The sequence below is a fragment of the Glycomyces endophyticus genome (assembly GCF_039531525.1).
In the GTDB taxonomy this organism is placed as follows: domain Bacteria; phylum Actinomycetota; class Actinomycetes; order Mycobacteriales; family Micromonosporaceae; genus Glycomyces; species Glycomyces endophyticus.
Window position 1 is genome coordinate 601231 of sequence record NZ_BAAAQF010000004.1, and the last position, 15033, is coordinate 616263.

The window sequence follows — 15033 nt, forward strand, 5'->3', positions numbered from 1 at the left end:
TTATCCGACCCTTAACCCGCGGGCCCGTACGGTTCCTCCCATGCCGCCCGACGGCGGCAGCCGCATCCACTGAGGAGGAACCGCCTTGAGTCTCGCGCTCGCTCTCGCCCTGCCGATAGACCTGTTCGCGATCACCGTGCTCGCCTGCGCGATCTACTACCGGCGGCACCGGCGCACCGACCTCGCGCTGGCCTACGTCGCGCTGAACGTCGGGGTCTTCTCGGTCTCGGCGCTCATGCTGTCGCAGCAGGTGAGCCTCGGACTCGCGTTCGGGCTCTTCGGGGTCCTGTCGATCCTGCGGCTCAGGTCGGACCAGATCTCCCAGCGCGACGTCGGGTACTACTTCACCGCGCTCGCACTGGGGCTCATCAACGGGATCGGGGCCTCGCGGCCGGCCGTGATGATCGGCCTGTCGGTCCTGCTCGTCGCCACGATGTACGTCGCCGACCATCCGCGCCTGGCGAACCGGTCGCGGCACCGCATGATCGTCCTGGACACCGTCCACTGCGACGAGGAGCGCCTGCGCGCGGACCTGGAGCAGCGGCTGGACGCGCACGTCCGCAAGTTCGAGGTGATCGACACCGACTACGTGCGCGAGACGATGACCGTGGACGTGCGGTTCCAGCCGCACCCGTCCCCCGCGCGCCACGTGCCCGGCGAGCGCACCGTCCCCCTGGCGAGGACCCGATGAGCGGCCTCGACGCGTTCGCGGGGATCGGCCTCGGCGACGTGGTCGCCGCGGCGGACCTCCAGACCAGGGTCGACACGAAGTACCTGCTCTCACCCGAGCGGTACCGGTGGTTCCGGGACCGGCTGGCCGCCACCGGCGAGTGGGCGTGCCTGGACATCGGCGGCCGCCGCCGGTTCGCGTACGAATCGGTGTACTTCGACACCCCGGACCTGCTGACGTACCGGCAGCACCGGCAGGGGCGGCGGCGGCGCTTCAAGGTCCGCACCCGCCTGTACGCCGACTCCGGCGAGTGCGCGTTCGAGGTGAAGGTGAAGGGCGCCAGGCAGGACACGGTCAAGGAGCGGCTCCCGTACGCCGCCGCCGACGCCGCCCGGATCACCCCGGAGGCCGCGGAGCACCTGGCGCGGACCCTATGGGAGGCGTACGGGCTGGGCGTCCCGCGGGGTCTGGAGGCGCGGCTGCGCACCGACTACTCGCGGCACACGCTCGTCGACCCCGCTGCGGGCGTGCGCATCACGTGTGACGAGGACCTGCGGTGCGTGACCGGCGCGGGAACGGCGGTGGCGCGGCCGGTGAGCCTCGTGGAGGTGAAGTCGGCCCGGCCCGGCGGGCCCGCGGACCGTCTGCTGTGGAGCATGGGTGCGCGGCCGGTGTCCGTCAGCAAGTACTGCCTCGCGGTCGCCGCGCTCGCGCCCGGGATGCGCGGGAACCCGTGGGCGCGGGCGCTGAACGAGTGCTTTCCTACCCGAGTTCGAGCCTGATGAGGGCGCCTCTGCCGCCCGGGCCCTGGCCGAAGACGAGCTGGCCGCCCGAGGCGGCGGCGGCGCGGCGGGCGATGTCGAGGCCGAGTCCCGTGGAGCCGCCTTCGGAGCGGCCGCGCTGGAACACGCCGAGGTTCGGGAGGCCGGGGCCCTCGTCGGCGACGTCCACGGTCGCTCCCGAGTCGTACCTGGGGGTCAGGCGGACCTCGAACGCCGTCCCGTCCGGGGTGTGCGCGAAGACGTTCGCCAGCAGCGAGTCCATCGCCGCCGCGAGATCGGCGGCCGGCAGGGACACCGGGAGCGGCCCGGACGCGAGCCGCACCCGGCACTCGCGGGCGGTGTCCTCGGCCAGCGCCGACCAGAACTCGACCCGCTCGGCCACGACGGCGGCCGCGTCGCACACGCCGGCCTCGGCCGGGTTGCGGGCGTCGCGGATCGCGTCGTTCACGGCCCGCTCGACGTCGGCGACCGCGCGCTCCACGGGTTCGCGCTGGGCGTGGCCGCCGAGGGCCTCGGTCTCCAGTTTCAGGACGGTGAGCGGGGTCCGGAGCCGGTGCGAGAGGTCCGCGACGCGCTCGCGCTCGGCCTCCAGGAGCTCCCTGATGCGGTCGGCGAGCGTGTTCAGCGCGATGCCGACGTTCCGCAGCTCCCCCGGCCCGCCCGCGTCGGCGCGGGCCTCCAGGTCGCCGCGGGCGAGGCGGTGCGAGACGGCCTCGAGGTCGGCCAAGGGCACCAGGATCACCCGCGCGAGCCGCCACGCGAGCAGCAGGCCGAACCCCAGGAGCAGCACGGCGATCGCGCCGAGCAGCAGCCACGAGCGGGCCACCCCGGCGGTGAGCTGGTCGTCGGAGACGAAGACGCGGATGACCGCCGTCTGCCCGTCGACGTTCACGTTGAACAGGACCTCGCGGCCGCCGTCGACCGCGGCGGTGATCGAGGAGCCGCTGGAGGCCAGCTCGACCGCGTTCGAGCGCGGCGCGTCGGCGCCGATGAGCGACCCGTCGGGCCAGAACACCGTCACCGGGTAGAGCCCCGCGGTGTTGTAGCTCTCCACGGCCGCCTGGGTCGCGGCGCGGTCGCCGGAGCTGACCGTCGCGACGAGCGTCTGGCCCTCCTGCTGCGCGCTGTCGACCGCGTGCTGGGCCGCGCTGTTGCGCAGGAGGATCGCCATGGGGATCGAGAACGCCAGCAGGATCAGGCTCGCGGTGGCGGCCACGAGCAGCGTCAGGCGGGCCCTCACGCGGCGTCCCCGGCCGGGTCGACGAGCTTGACGCCGACGCCGCGCACGGTGTGCAGGAACCGCGGCGCCTGCGCGGTCTCGCCGAGCTTGCGGCGCAGCCATGCCAGGTGCACGTCGACGGTCTTGTCGGCGCCGCCGAACGGCAGGTCCCACACGTCGGTGAGGAGCTGGCGCTTCGCGACCACCTCGCCGGCGCGGGCCGCGAGGTAGTGCAGCAGGTCGAACTCCTTGGGGCTCAGTTCGAGGGCCCGGCCGTCGAGGTGCGCGGAGCGGCCGCGCGGGTCGATCCGCAGGGGCCCCACGGCGACCGGCGGATCGGCCGCGGCAGGCCCGGTGCCGACGCGGCGCAGCACCGCCTGGATGCGGGCGTCGAGCTGCTTGGCGGTGAACGGCTTCACCACGTAGTCGTCGGCGCCCGAGCCGAGGACGCGGACGATCTCGTCCTCGTCGTCGCGGGCGGTCGCCACGATCACCGGCACGTCGGAGACGCCGCGGAGCATCCGCAGCATCTGGGACCCGTCGAGGTCCGGCAGCCCGAGGTCGAGCACGACCAGGTCGGGCCGGTGGTCGATCGCGGCGCGCAGGCCCGTCATCGCGTCGGGCGCGGAGGCGACCTGGTGGCGGAGGTCCCGCAGCGAGCGCATGAGCGCCGTGCGGACCCGCTCGTCGTCTTCGATCAGGAGCAGTTGGGCCATGGGCGGAAGCCTATGCGGAACCGCACCCTCCGGCCACCTCCTGACCAGGGCTTATGGTCGCCTTATCCCGGCCTTAACCCGAAGGGCCGCATGCTGGTCCGCATGCAGAGGAAATGGGCGGTGGCCGGGTGGGCGACGTTCGCGGCGGTCGCCGTGGCGGCGGGGATCGGCGCGGTGGCGCTGGCGCAGGGCGGGAGCCTCGCCGGCCCCGAGCAGCCGCTGTCCGAGGACGAGGTCCTCGAACAGCTCGCCGACGTCGACCAGGCCGCGTCCACGGCCGACGAGCCCTCCGCGAGCGGGGAGCCCTCCCCCGGCGGGACGGCGGATTCAGGGACGGCGGGAACCGGGGCTCCGGGCGCCGAGGCGACCCCGACCACTGAGGGCGGGCACGTCCTCGGCGGCGACGGCGGCACGTTCATGGCCGTCTGCGAGGGCGACCGGGTCCGCATCGACTGGTGGACGCCCGCGCAGGGCTGGAACGCCGCCGCCGTCGACCAGGGCCCGGGCGCGCAGGCGTCTGTCACGTTCACCGCCGCCGGTGACGACGATGACGACGACGGCCTCGTGTACACGGCGACCTGCACGGGCGGCGTGCCCGCGGCCGCGCTCGCGTCGGGCGACGACGCCGACGACTGACCAGGCGTTCCACCAAGGGGGGAAAGGCGAACGGCCCCGGAACCAGCTGGTTCCGGGGCCGTTCGTCGAGCGTTGCGAGAAGGACTAGCCCTTCTTGCGGAGCTCCTCCTCGTTCTTGTGGAGGTCGTCGAGACCACCGCACATGAAGAACGCCTGCTCGGGGAAGTGGTCGTACTCGCCCTCGGCGATCTTCTTGAACGCCTCGACGGTCTCCTTGACGGGGACGAACGAGCCCTCGACACCGGTGAACTGCTTCGCCGCGAACGTGTTCTGCGACAGGAAGCGCTCGATGCGGCGGGCGCGGCCCACGACGAGGCGGTCCTCCTCCGAGAGCTCGTCCATGCCGAGGATCGCGATGATGTCCTGCAGCTCGTTGTACTTCTGCAGGATCTGCTTCACCGTCGACGCGACCGCGTAGTGCTCGGCGCCGACGACCTCGGGCTCCAGGATGCGGGAGTTCGAGGCCAGCGGGTCGATCGCGGGGTAGATGCCCTTGTCGGAGATCTTCCGCTCGAGGTTCGTCGTCGCGTCCAGGTGGGTGAACGCGGTGAACGGCGCCGGGTCGGTGTAGTCGTCCGCGGGGACGTACACGGCCTGCATCGAGGTGATGGCCTTGCCGCGCAGCGAGGTGATGCGCTCCTGGAGCTCACCCATCTCGTCCGCGAGGGTCGGCTGGTAGCCCACGGCCGAGGGCATGCGGCCCAGCAGCGCGGAGGTCTCCGAACCGGCCTGCGTGAACCGGAAGATGTTGTCGATGAAGAGCAGCACCTCCTGGTTCTTGACGTCGCGGAAGTACTCGGCCATCGTCAGGGCCGACAGGGCGACGCGCAGACGCACGCCCGGCGGCTCGTCCATCTGGCCGTAGACGAGCGAGGTCTTCGGGAGCACGCCCGCCTCGTCCATCTCCGCGATGAGGTCGTTGCCCTCACGGGTGCGCTCGCCGACACCGGCGAACACCGACGAACCGCCGAAGTTCTGGGCGACGCGGATGATCATCTCCTGGATGAGCACCGTCTTGCCCACGCCGGCGCCGCCGAACAGGCCGATCTTGCCGCCCTTGACGTACGGGGCGAGGAGGTCGATCGCCTTGATGCCGGTCTCCAGCATCTCGGTCTTCGGCTCCAGCTGCGCGAACGCCGGGGCGTGGCGGTGGATCTCCCAGTGGTCGTCGGCTTCGAGCGTCTCGCCCTCGGGGAGGTTGAGGCATTCGCCGAGGACGTTGAAGACCTTGCCCTTGATGCCGTCGCCGACGGGGACCTTGATCTGCCCGCCGGTGTCGCGCACCTCGGCCCCGCGGACGAGGCCGTCCGTCGGCGCCATACAGATGCCGCGGATCTGGTTGTCGCCCAGGTGCTGCGCGACCTCCAGGGTCAGCGTCTTCGGGGTCTCCCCGTAGGTCACGTCAACGTGCAGCGCGTTGAAGATCGCCGGGATGGCGTTGCGCGGGAACTCGACGTCGACGACCGGCCCGATGACCCGTACGACGCGCCCCACTCCTTGAGTGTCAGTCATCGTTACTCTCTTCCTGCGGCGGAAAGGGCACTGGCCCCGCCCACGATTTCGCTGATCTCCTGCGTGATCGCCGCCTGCCGCGCCGCGTTCGCGCTCCGCCGCAGGGTCTTGATCAATTCATCGGCATTGTCCGAAGCCGCCTTCATCGCCCGACGCTTCGCCGCCAGCTCGCTGGCCGCGGCGTCGATCAGCGCCGCGTAGATGCGAGTCGTCAGGTACTTCGGCAGCAGCGCGTCGAGCAGCGCCTCCGGGTTCGGCTCGAACTCGTAGTCCGGGAGGAGCGTGTGCTCGTCGAGCTCGTGCTCCTCCACCTCCTCGACCTCGAGGGGAGCCAATTGCCGCGGTTCAGGGGTCTGCGTCAGCAGCGAGACGAACCTGGTGTTGACGATGTGCAGCTCGTCGACCCCAAGGATACCGTCCGCTCCCGCATCGTCACCCTCGTCGTCGGCGCCGGACATGAACGCCGCGAGCAGCGTCCGCGTGATCTCCTGCGCGTCCGAGACCTTCGGGGTCTGCGAGAACCCGGTCCACGACTGCTCGATCTGCCGGGAGCGGAACCGGTAGTAGTCGACGCCCTTGCGGCCGACGACGTACAGGACCGGCACCTTGCCCTCCTCGGACAGGCGCGAGACCATCTGCTCGGCCGTGCGGATGGCGTTCGCGTTGTACGCGCCGCACATCCCCTTGTCGGCCGTGATCACCAGGACGCCCGCCCGGCGCACCGCCGCACGCGGCTGGAGCAGCGGGTGGTTGATCGACGCGTTCGACGCCAGGGACGTCATCACGCTCGTCATGGCCCGGGCGTACGGCAGTGAAGCCGCGACCCGGTCCTGCGCCTTGGCGATCCGGCTGGTCGCGACCAGCTCCTGCGCCTTGGTGATCTTCTTGATGGACTGGGTCGACTTCAGCCGCTTGCGCAAAGTACGAAGCTGCGCTGACATGGCTAACCCTTCTTGACGCGCTTGACGGTCTCGACGTCGACGTCGCCCTCAAGGGCGTCCTCGGCGGCGTCGGTCACGTGCAGGTCGTCGGCGTTGGCCTTGAACATCTGCTTGAACTTGGCGACGGCGCGCTTGAGGGTGTCCTCGATGTCGCCGGCGACCTTGTCCTTGCCCGCGTTGAGCTGGGCGACGACGTCCTTGTGGTTGGCGCGCATGTACGAGAGGAACTCGCTCTCGAAGCGGCGCACCTCGCCCACCGGGATGTCGTCGAGCTCGCCGGCGGTGCCGGCCCAGATCGAGATGGTCTCCTCGCCCATCGGGAGCGGCGCGGCCACACCCTGCTTGAGCAGTTCGACCATCCGCAGACCGCGGTCCAGCTGCGCGCGGGACGCGGCGTCCAGGTCCGACGCGAAGGCGGCGAACGCCTCCAGGTCGCGGTACTGGGCCAGGTCCAGACGCAGGGAGCCCGCGACCGAGCGCATGCCCTTGGTCTGCGCGGCGCCGCCGACTCGGGAGACCGACGTACCGACGTTGATCGCCGGCCGGACGCCCGAGTTGAACAGGCCCTCTTCGAGGAAGACCTGGCCGTCGGTGATCGAGATGACGTTGGTCGGGATGAACTGCGAGATGTCGCCGGCCTTGGTCTCGATGATCGGGAGACCGGTCAGCGAGCCCGCGCCCAGCTCGTCGGACAGCTTCGCGCAGCGCTCCAGCAGACGGGAGTGCAGGTAGAAGACGTCACCGGGGAAGGCCTCGCGGCCCGGGGGACGACGCAGCAGCAGCGACACGGTGCGGTACGCCTCGGCCTGCTTCGACAGGTCGTCGAAGACGATGAGGACGTGCTTGCCGCCGTACATCCAGTGCTGGCCGATGGCCGAACCGGTGTAGGGGGCCAGGTACTTCAGGCCCGCCGGCTCGTCGGCGTTCGCCGCGACGATGGTGGTGTACTCCATCGCCCCGTGCTCTTCGAGCATGCCCTTGATGCCCGCGACGGTGGAGCCCTTCTGGCCGATCGCGACGTAGATGCAGCGGAGCTGCTTCGTCGGGTCGCCGGACTCCCAGTTCGCGCGCTGGTTGATGATCGTGTCGATCGCGACCTGCGTCTTGCCGGTCTTGCGGTCGCCGATGATCAGCTGGCGCTGGCCGCGGCCGATGGGGGTCATCGAGTCGATGGCCTTGATGCCGGTCTCGACGGGCTCGCCGACGGACTGGCGGTTGATGACGTTCGGGGCCTGGGCCTCGAGCTCGCGCTCGCCCTCGGCCTCGATCTCGCCGAGGTCGTCGATGGGGTTGCCCAGGGCGTCGACGACGCGGCCCAGGAACTTGTCGCCGACCGGCACCGAGAGGACCTTGCCGGTCCGCTTGACGGGCTGGCCCTCGCCGACCTTGGTCGGGTCGCCGAGGAGCACGGCGCCGATCTCGCGCACGTCGAGGTTCAGGGCGAGGCCCATGACGCCGCCCTCGAACTCGAGGAGCTCGTTCGCCATGACGGAGGGCAGGCCCTCCACGACGGCGATGCCGTCGCCGGCGGAGGTGACGGTACCGACCTCTTCGCGGGTGATCTCCGGCCGGTACGACGAGACGTACGCGTCGAGCGCGTTGCGGATCTCGTCAGAGGAGATGGTCAATTCAGCCATCTGAACGTTTACCTTTCTGTTGCTACCGGCTGGATCAGCGTCCGGCCAAGGCTTGGCGGGCTTCGTCGAGGCGGCGCGAGACGGAGCCGTCCCACAGGTCCGGGCCGACTTGCACCCGGATGCCCCCGACGATCGCGGGGTCGACGGTGACCTTGAGCGCCACCGGGCGGCCGTAGACGAGGGTCAGCTTGGCGCCGAGCTGGCGCTCGCCGTTCTCGTCGAGCGGCTTTGCCACGGTCACGTAGGCCACGGACTCGTCGCGGGCCGCCGCGGCGGTCTCGACCAGGTGGGCCAGTGAGGCGTGGAAGCTGCGCCCGCCGATGCCGTGGCATGCGGCGGCCGCGAGCTTCACCGTCACGGGTTCGGCCTTGCCGCCGAGCAGCTGCTCGGTCAGCGCGGCGCGCCCCTTGGGGTCGGTGCCGGAGGCGCCGAGGACCGAGGCCAGCTCGGTGTCGCCGTCGACGAGCCGCCCGAAGCGGAACAGCTCGTCTTCGACGTTCGCGAGCGTCCCGTCCTTGGCGGCGGCGAGCAGCAACGCCTCGACGGCGAGGTGCTCGGTGCCGTCCACCAGTTCGGACGGGCTGCCCCAGCGGCCGCGCACGAGCGCCGCCACCACGTCAGCGGAGGTGTCGCCGACTTGACCGGCGAGGAGCTGACGGATCAGTCCCTCGCGGTCGTCCGCCTGGCGGGCGGGGTCGGACAGGGCGCGACGCAGCCGAGGCTGGTCGACGAGGAACCGCGTCACTCCCAGCAGCTGATCGCCGCACTCGGTGAGCTGCTCGGCCGAGGCGCCGGAGGCGGCGGCCTCCAGCACGGCCCGGCCGGCCTCGATGCTTTCGCGTCCAGTCGTCGACATCAGCGCGCTCCGCTCGTCTCGGCCGTCTCGTCCGCGATCTCGGCCAGGAACTGGTCCACGGTCGCGGTCGTGTCGGCGTCGCCGGCGAGGCGCTGGCCGATGATCTTCCCGGCCAGGTCCACGGCCAGGTTGCCGACCTCGCTGCGCAGCTCGCGGATGAGCTGCTGGCGCGAGGCCTCGGCCTGGGCGTGGCCGGCCGCGATGATGCGGTTGGCCTCTTCGCGGGCGGAGACGAGGATCTCCTCCTTGCCGGCCTCGGCCGTCGCACGGGCCTCGTCGCGGATAGCCGCGGCCTCGTCCTGTGCGGCGGCGAGCTTCTGGCGGTATTCCTGAAGCGTCTGGTTGGCCTCTTCTTGAGCCCGCTCAGCGCGCTCGATGCCGCCTTCGATCGCGTCGACTCGTGCCTCGAACGTCTTCTCCATGCGGGGGAAGACGAACTTCATGAGCACGAAGCACAGCAGACCGAAGGCGATGGCGCCGACGAGCATCTCTTGCCAGATCGGGAAGAGGATGCCCGCTCCACCTTCTTCGGCGGCGTGAATCATCATCGCTCCGGTTGGTCTCTAGGAAAGGGCGAAGGCGAGGACCAGGCCGAAGAGGGCCAGAACCTCGACGAGGGCGAAGCCCATGAACAGCATCGGGCGGGTGATGCCGGCCGACTCGGGCTGACGCGCGGTGGCAGTGATCCACGCGGCGAAGATCAGGGCAACACCGATACCGGGGCCGATCGCAGCGAGGCCGTAACCGACGACGTTGAGAGTGCCTTCCATGGCGTTTTTCTCCTAGGTGTCAGCGTGGCGTGTCCGTCACGCGCACGATGTTGTTCAATTGCGAAAACTGATTGAGGGGTGGAAGTTCGTGGGAGCTAGTGCTCGTCCGCGAGGGACCCCTGGATGTACATGCCCGTCAGGAGGGTGAACACGTAGGCCTGGAGCAGGATGACGATGAGCTCGAAGAGCGTCATGCCGATGCCCATGGCGAACGAGAAGACCGACAGGCCCTGGATGAAGAAGTTGCTGGAGTTCAGCATCTCGAACCCGCCGAGGATGAAGACCAGCAGGATGAGGTGGCCCGCGAACATGTTCGCGAAGAGCCGCAGCGCCAGGGTGACCGGGCGGAGGATGATGTTCTGCAGGAACTCGATCGGGATCAGCAGCGGGTAGATGAAGGCGGGGGCGCCCGGGGGCACGCAGGTCATCTTGAGGAACTTGCCCAGGCCGTGCTGCTTGATGCCGACGTACATGTAGATGCCCCACGACAGGACCGCGAGCATCGCCGGGAAGGCGATGTGCGACATCGGGGAGATCTGGATGCCGGGCACGATGGCCCAGAAGTTCATCAGCAGGATGAAGATGAAGAGCGTCGCGAGGTACGGGGCGAAGCGCACGCCGTCCTTCTTGCCCATCAGGTCGATGGCGACGGTGTTCCGGATGAAGCCGTAGGCCGATTCGGCCATCCACTGCTTCTTGGTCGGAACGATCTGGGGCTTGCGGTACGCCCACAGGAAGAAGATGATCAGGATCGCGACGGTCGCCCAGACCACCATGGTGATGGTGGTGAACATGTGGGCGAGGGCGGTCCCGGTGAGCCCGGAGAACCAGTCTGCGAAGTCAAAGCTGTGGATACCGGGCGGGAAGTGGGATTCCCCTTCGGCCAGCACGATGGCTGAGTCGGTCACGTGAGCCACGCCTCTCAGTCAGTGTCGGTCAAAACTACGGCGACATCTGCTTGATGAGCAGGTACATCCCCGCTCCAGCACCGACCAGCATCCCTACCAGGAGCCCGACTTTGGGCAGTCCGAGCCACAGGTCGACGAGATATCCGAGACCACCCCAGACGATGATCCCGGACAGCAGATATCCCAGAGCGCGCCAGCCCATGTCAGAACCGTCAGGCTGGGGCTTGCGTTCGGGGGGTTCCATGTCGGCCATGTCGGATTGAACTCTAACAGCTACTACGCAGGAACTGCCCAGCGGGTTCGCTGAGATGAGCGCCATCCGTGCGGAATTGTCAACCTCCGGGAAACACCGCGTGTCGCGGTGCCGGGGGCGTCAAGGAATCGTCAAGACCCCTGGTTCAGCTCGATGTAGGGGATCTTCGCCTTGTATGCCCAGACAGCCTGGGTAGCGAGCCACACGACCGCCCCGCCGACGATCCCGCAGGCGAACGGGAGGAGGGCATCGGGGGCCGTCGATTTGACCGTCCACAATGCAAAGAACGCGATCATGAGTTTCACCGCGTATGTGATCAATGCCATAGGCAGAGTGAGACGCAGGTCAATCTTCTCCACCGCGGCGACCGCTTGGACCGACCCGGCGAAGCCCAAGGCGGCCAACGCCACCCCTGCCGGAGCCGACCACGCGCCGACCCCGCCGACCGCGAGCCATCCGGCGACCGCGGCGACGACCGCCGCGATCCCCGCCACGGCGAAGCACGGCTTCAGGAACCCCCTGGCGGTCTTCACGCGTCCCCTTCGAGGGCGGTCGCGACGGGCCTGAGCGCGGCTTCCAGCTGGTCGGCGATCCGCGCGTACTCGTCGCGGCTCATCCCCCACGGGTCGGCGAGGTCGACCGCCTCGTAGTCGTCGAGGCGCAGCTCGGCGAGGGCCACGAGGGCCTTGCCGCGGGTGTGCACGTCGCCCTCGGGCAGCTCGTCCGCCGCGTCGGCGGCGATGCGGCCGAAGGTGCGCACGAGGAACGTCTTGCCGGCGGCCTCGGGGTAGGACTCGCGGACGAAGTCGAGGTGCCCGGCGGTGGCGACGAGGATCAGGTCGGAGGCCTCGACGTGGGCCCGCACGAGGTGCCGGGCGCCGTGCCCGGCCGCCTCGAACCCGCGGTCCTCCAGCTCGCGCGCGGAGAACGGCTGCATGTCGTCCCCCTCATGCCACGACGAAGTGCCGGCGCCGTGGTTGTACACGGCGTCGCCGGTGAGCCCGTCGAGGATGCGCTCGGACATGGGCGACCGGCAGATGTTGCCGGTGCACACGTGGAGGACCGAGAACGGGCTGCTCACGCGGAGGTCTCCTCGCTCGCGGCGTCCTCGGCCTCCGCGGGCTCGGCCGCCTCCTGGTCCTCGGGCCGCTGGCCGGGGCCGTAGCCGTCGCGGTCGAGCGTGTCGGGGACGATCTTGCGGATCTGCTCCAGCGTCAGGGCGCCCTCGCGCAGCACCTGCGGCGGGTGCGCGACGCAGTCGACGATGGTCGACGGCAGGTTGTCCTCGCTGGGGCCGGCCTCCAGGTACACGGAGACATCGGAGCCGAGCTGGGCCTTCGCGTCGGCGGCGGTCTCGGCCGGGGGCTGGCCGTGCTTGTTCGCGGAGGACACGGCCATCGGGCCGGTCTCCTTGAGCAGCTCGAGCGCGAGCGGGTGCAGCGGCATCCGCACCGCGACGGTGCCGTCGGTGTCGCCGAGGTCCCAGGTCAGGGTCGGCGTGTAGGGCACGACCACGGTGAGCGGGCCGGGCCAGAACGCGTCGATGAGCTCCTTGGCGGAGTCCGGGACGTCGGAGGCGATCCCGTCGAGGGCCCGCTTGGAGCCGATGAGGACCGGCGGCGCCATGTCGCGCCCGCGGCCCTTGGCGGCCAGCAGCGCCTTCACGGCGGCGTGGTTGAACGCGTCACAGCCGATCCCGTACACGGTGTCGGTGGGGATGACGACCAGACGGCCGCCGGTGACGGCGCGCGCGGCGGACTTGATGCCGGTGGCGCGGTCCTTGATCTTCCTGCAATTGAACAGCCTCACGGCAGCAAGCCTAGCCTTCCCGTAGCGAACCTCGGCCGGCCGGCGAGGTCGTCGTGGTCCTCGGCATCGGTGAACCCGCTGACACGGAGGATCTCCGGGGCCACGGTGCCGTGGGTGTCGTCGTGCTCGAACCCGAACCAGCCGCCGGGCCGGAGCCACTTCGCCGCCCGCAGGGCGAGCGGCTGGATGACGGCGAGCCCGGCCTCGGCGGCGTAGACCGCCCCGCCCGGGTCGAAGTCGACCTCGGGGGCGACCTCGATCTCGAACGGCACGTACGGCGGGTTCGCGGTGACGAGGTCGACCTGGCCGTCGAGTTCGGCGAGCGTCCCGGCGACGACCGCGTCGGCGAGGACGGGGACCGCCCCGGTGCCGTCGAGGTTCGACTCGAGCCACTCGAACGCGTCGGGGTCGACCTCGACGGCCCAGACGCGCGCGTCGGGCCGTTCGGTGGCGATCGAGTACGCGACCGCCCCGGAACCGGAGCAGGCGTCGATCACCGTGCCGCCTCGCGGCAGGCGCGTCAGCGCCCAGTCCACGAGGAGCTCGGTCTCGGGCCGGGGCACGAACACCCCGGGGCCCACGGCGAGCTCGCCGTAGCGGAACGCGGCGGAGCCGGTCAGGTGCTGGAGCGGTTCGCGGGTGGCGCGGCGCTCGACGAGCGCGTCGAACTCGGCGCGCCGGGCCGGGTCGGGCCCGTCGGCGATGAGGAGCTGGGCGCGCTTGAGTCCGGAGACGTGGGCGGCGAGCAGCTCGGCGTCGACCCTGGGGGAGTCGACGTCGGCCGCCGCGAGTCGGCTCGCGGCGGCGGCCACCGCTTCGACCCAGGTCACTCGGCCCCGCGAGCCATGCGGTCGGCGCGGTCGGCCGCGGCGAGGGCGTCGAGCACCTCTTCGAGGGAGCCGTCCATGACCTGGTCGAGGTTGTACGCGGTGAAGCCGATGCGGTGGTCGGTGAGCCGGTTCTGCGGGAAGTTGTAGGTGCGGATGCGCTCGGAGCGGTCGGCGGTGCGCACCTGGAGCAGGCGGGCGGCGCCGGCCGCGGCGGCGGCCTCCTCCTGCTGCTTCGCGAGGAGGCGGGCCCGCAGGACCTTGATCGCCGCCTCCTTGTTCTGGAGCTGGCTCTTCTCGTTCTGCGAGGTCACGACCACGCCGGTGGGCACGTGGGTGAGGCGCACCGCGGAGTCGGTGGTGTTGACGGACTGGCCGCCGGGGCCCGAGGACCGGTACACGTCGACGCGGACGTCGTTCATGTTCAGCTCGAAGTCGACCTCCTCGGCCTCGGGCATGACCACGACCGCGGCCGCGGAGGTGTGCACGCGGCCCTGGGACTCGGTCACGGGCACGCGCTGCACGCGGTGGACGCCGCCCTCGAACTTCATGCGGGACCACACGCCGTTGCCGCCGTCGGGGTTGCCCTTGGTCCGCACCGCGATCGAGGAGTCCTTGACGCCGCCGAGGTCGGTCGGCACCATCTCGAGGGTCTCCACGGCCCAGCCCTGGCGCTCGAAGTAGCGCAGGTACATGCGCATGAGGTCCCCGGCGAACAGGCCGGACTCCTCGCCGCCCGCGCCGGCCTTGATCTCGATGATGACGTCCTTGGAGTCGTCCGGGTCGCGCGGGACCAGCAGCTCGGCGAGCTTCTCCTCGAGTTCGGGGATGCGCTTGCGCAGGCCCTCGGCCTCCTCGGCGAAGTCCGCGTCCTCCTTGGCGAGCTCCTCGGCGGTCTCGAGGTCGTCCTTCGCGGCCGCGATGTCCTCGGCGGTCTTCGCGATCGGGGAGAGCTCGGCGTAGCGGCGGCCGACCCGCCGGGCCTGCGCCGGGTCGGCGTGCAGGGCGGGGTCGCCCATCTGGACTTCGAGGTCGCGGTACTCGGCGAGCAGCGAGGCCAGGCGGTTGTCGGCGGCGGTCGTCATCTCTGTTCCTTAAGGAGAAAGCCTTGCGAGCGGTCGTGGAGGACGAAAAACGCGGCGCCCATGTCGCAGAGGACATGGACGCCGCGCAGCAAAGCTACTTGCCGGCCTGGGCCTTCTCGGCAGCCTTGGCGTAGCGGGCCTTGAACTTGGCCACGCGACCGCCGGTGTCGAGGATGCGCTGCTTGCCGGTGTAGAACGGGTGGCACTTGTTGCAGGTCGCAGCCTGGATCTTGCCGCTGGTCACCGTCGACCGGGTGGTGAACGCGTTCCCGCAGGAACAGGTCACCTCGGTGACGACGTACTCAGGGTGGATGCCCTCTTTCATGACTTCCCTTTCATATCGGTCGCCGGGTCGGCTTCGCCGTGAACCGGTACCGCATCGAGCCCCGGAGGGCGCTTGGTCGAAGTGCGC

General features: G+C 70.3%; 19 protein-coding genes. 3 read left to right on the forward strand and 16 right to left on the reverse strand.

The window, feature by feature from the left end; translation table 11 throughout:
- The first annotated feature begins 85 nt into the window (after positions 1-85).
- Together ABD419_RS05885 and ABD419_RS05890 are read left to right on the forward strand one after the other, a co-directional pair.
- Entirely contained in the window at positions 86-691 is a 606-nt protein-coding gene (locus tag ABD419_RS05885) for a DUF4956 domain-containing protein (RefSeq protein ID WP_344483026.1), read from the forward strand.
- Positions 688-1452 (forward strand): polyphosphate polymerase domain-containing protein, encoded by a 765-nt coding sequence (locus tag ABD419_RS05890; RefSeq protein WP_344483029.1) that lies wholly within the window; start codon positions 688-690, stop codon positions 1450-1452. Before ABD419_RS05885 ends, ABD419_RS05890 begins: the two co-directional genes overlap by 4 nt.
- Here ABD419_RS05890 and ABD419_RS05895 read toward each other — a convergent pair.
- Positions 1433-2692: a HAMP domain-containing sensor histidine kinase gene (locus tag ABD419_RS05895; protein WP_344483032.1), complete on the reverse strand. Its 1260-nt coding sequence runs from the start codon at positions 2690-2692 to the stop codon at positions 1433-1435. The genes ABD419_RS05890 and ABD419_RS05895 overlap by 20 nt on opposite strands.
- Positions 2689-3387, reverse strand: a complete 699-nt coding sequence (locus ABD419_RS05900) for a response regulator transcription factor (protein ID WP_344483035.1) — start codon at positions 3385-3387, stop codon at positions 2689-2691. The genes ABD419_RS05895 and ABD419_RS05900 overlap by 4 nt, the downstream gene beginning before the upstream one ends.
- Before the next feature lie 102 nt (positions 3388-3489).
- On the opposite strand from ABD419_RS05900, the gene ABD419_RS05905 reads away from it, so the two are divergent.
- Positions 3490-4023 (forward strand): hypothetical protein, encoded by a 534-nt coding sequence (locus ABD419_RS05905; protein WP_344483038.1) that lies wholly within the window; start codon positions 3490-3492, stop codon positions 4021-4023.
- 84 nt (positions 4024-4107) lie between these two features.
- Here the strand turns inward: ABD419_RS05905 and atpD are convergent, their stop codons facing one another.
- From atpD to rpmE, 14 genes are all read right to left on the reverse strand, one after another.
- Positions 4108-5535, reverse strand: a complete 1428-nt coding sequence (gene atpD / locus ABD419_RS05910; RefSeq protein WP_344483041.1) for a F0F1 ATP synthase subunit beta — start codon at positions 5533-5535, stop codon at positions 4108-4110.
- A gap of 2 nt (positions 5536-5537) precedes the next feature.
- Positions 5538-6476 (reverse strand): F0F1 ATP synthase subunit gamma, encoded by a 939-nt coding sequence (locus ABD419_RS05915; RefSeq protein ID WP_344483044.1) that lies wholly within the window; start codon positions 6474-6476, stop codon positions 5538-5540.
- Positions 6477-6478: 2 nt separating this feature from the next.
- Positions 6479-8113: a F0F1 ATP synthase subunit alpha gene (gene atpA / locus ABD419_RS05920; RefSeq protein WP_344483047.1), complete on the reverse strand. Its 1635-nt coding sequence runs from the start codon at positions 8111-8113 to the stop codon at positions 6479-6481.
- 34 nt (positions 8114-8147) lie between these two features.
- Entirely contained in the window at positions 8148-8969 is an 822-nt protein-coding gene (locus tag ABD419_RS05925; RefSeq protein ID WP_344483050.1) for a F0F1 ATP synthase subunit delta, read from the reverse strand.
- The gene (locus tag ABD419_RS05930; protein ID WP_344483465.1) at positions 8969-9514 is read right to left on the reverse strand and encodes a F0F1 ATP synthase subunit B; all 546 of its coding nucleotides are present in this window, start codon (positions 9512-9514) and stop codon (positions 8969-8971) included. The genes ABD419_RS05925 and ABD419_RS05930 overlap by 1 nt, the downstream gene beginning before the upstream one ends.
- 18 nt (positions 9515-9532) lie before the next feature.
- Positions 9533-9739 (reverse strand): ATP synthase subunit c family protein, encoded by a 207-nt coding sequence (locus ABD419_RS05935; protein ID WP_091030826.1) that lies wholly within the window; start codon positions 9737-9739, stop codon positions 9533-9535.
- Between the two features lie 95 nt (positions 9740-9834).
- Complete coding sequence (gene atpB, locus ABD419_RS05940; RefSeq protein ID WP_344483059.1) at positions 9835-10647, reverse strand: F0F1 ATP synthase subunit A; 813 nt, start codon at positions 10645-10647, stop codon at positions 9835-9837.
- Positions 10648-10681: 34 nt separating this feature from the next.
- Positions 10682-10900 (reverse strand): AtpZ/AtpI family protein, encoded by a 219-nt coding sequence (locus tag ABD419_RS05945; protein ID WP_091053281.1) that lies wholly within the window; start codon positions 10898-10900, stop codon positions 10682-10684.
- 131 nt (positions 10901-11031) lie between these two features.
- Positions 11032-11433, reverse strand: coding sequence for a hypothetical protein (locus ABD419_RS05950; protein WP_344483064.1), 402 nt, complete (start codon positions 11431-11433; stop codon positions 11032-11034).
- Positions 11430-11981 carry an arsenate reductase/protein-tyrosine-phosphatase family protein gene (locus ABD419_RS05955; protein WP_344483067.1) on the reverse strand — a complete coding sequence of 184 codons (552 nt, stop codon included), beginning with the start codon at positions 11979-11981 and terminating at the stop codon, positions 11430-11432. The genes ABD419_RS05950 and ABD419_RS05955 overlap by 4 nt, the downstream gene beginning before the upstream one ends.
- Positions 11978-12709 (reverse strand): L-threonylcarbamoyladenylate synthase, encoded by a 732-nt coding sequence (locus ABD419_RS05960; RefSeq protein ID WP_344483070.1) that lies wholly within the window; start codon positions 12707-12709, stop codon positions 11978-11980. Before ABD419_RS05960 ends, ABD419_RS05955 begins: the two co-directional genes overlap by 4 nt.
- Positions 12706-13539, reverse strand: coding sequence for a peptide chain release factor N(5)-glutamine methyltransferase (gene prmC / locus ABD419_RS05965; RefSeq protein WP_344483073.1), 834 nt, complete (start codon positions 13537-13539; stop codon positions 12706-12708). The genes ABD419_RS05960 and prmC overlap by 4 nt, the downstream gene beginning before the upstream one ends.
- Positions 13536-14621 carry a peptide chain release factor 1 gene (prfA, locus tag ABD419_RS05970; protein ID WP_344483075.1) on the reverse strand — a complete coding sequence of 362 codons (1086 nt, stop codon included), beginning with the start codon at positions 14619-14621 and terminating at the stop codon, positions 13536-13538. The genes prmC and prfA overlap by 4 nt, the downstream gene beginning before the upstream one ends.
- A 94-nt stretch (positions 14622-14715) precedes the next feature.
- Entirely contained in the window at positions 14716-14946 is a 231-nt protein-coding gene (gene rpmE, locus ABD419_RS05975; RefSeq protein WP_112139444.1) for a 50S ribosomal protein L31, read from the reverse strand.
- Positions 14947-15033: the final 87 nt, after the last annotated feature.

What these genes read in the sequence shown, in the direction of transcription:
- ABD419_RS05890 (WP_344483029.1), top strand. Translation starts at nt 688, where the DNA reads ATGAGCGGCCTCGACGCGTTCGCGGGGATCGGCCTCGGCGACGTGGTC.
- ABD419_RS05900 (WP_344483035.1), bottom strand. Translation starts at nt 3,387, where the DNA reads ATGGCCCAACTGCTCCTGATCGAAGACGACGAGCGGGTCCGCACGGCG.
- ABD419_RS05905 (WP_344483038.1), top strand. Translation starts at nt 3,490, where the DNA reads ATGCAGAGGAAATGGGCGGTGGCCGGGTGGGCGACGTTCGCGGCGGTC.
- atpD (WP_344483041.1), bottom strand. Translation starts at nt 5,535, where the DNA reads ATGACTGACACTCAAGGAGTGGGGCGCGTCGTACGGGTCATCGGGCCG.
- ABD419_RS05915 (WP_344483044.1), bottom strand. Translation starts at nt 6,476, where the DNA reads ATGTCAGCGCAGCTTCGTACTTTGCGCAAGCGGCTGAAGTCGACCCAG.
- atpA (WP_344483047.1), bottom strand. Translation starts at nt 8,113, where the DNA reads ATGGCTGAATTGACCATCTCCTCTGACGAGATCCGCAACGCGCTCGAC.
- ABD419_RS05925 (WP_344483050.1), bottom strand. Translation starts at nt 8,969, where the DNA reads ATGTCGACGACTGGACGCGAAAGCATCGAGGCCGGCCGGGCCGTGCTG.
- ABD419_RS05930 (WP_344483465.1), bottom strand. Translation starts at nt 9,514, where the DNA reads ATGATTCACGCCGCCGAAGAAGGTGGAGCGGGCATCCTCTTCCCGATC.
- ABD419_RS05935 (WP_091030826.1), bottom strand. Translation starts at nt 9,739, where the DNA reads ATGGAAGGCACTCTCAACGTCGTCGGTTACGGCCTCGCTGCGATCGGC.
- ABD419_RS05945 (WP_091053281.1), bottom strand. Translation starts at nt 10,900, where the DNA reads ATGGCCGACATGGAACCCCCCGAACGCAAGCCCCAGCCTGACGGTTCT.
- prfA (WP_344483075.1), bottom strand. Translation starts at nt 14,621, where the DNA reads ATGACGACCGCCGCCGACAACCGCCTGGCCTCGCTGCTCGCCGAGTAC.
- rpmE (WP_112139444.1), bottom strand. Translation starts at nt 14,946, where the DNA reads ATGAAAGAGGGCATCCACCCTGAGTACGTCGTCACCGAGGTGACCTGT.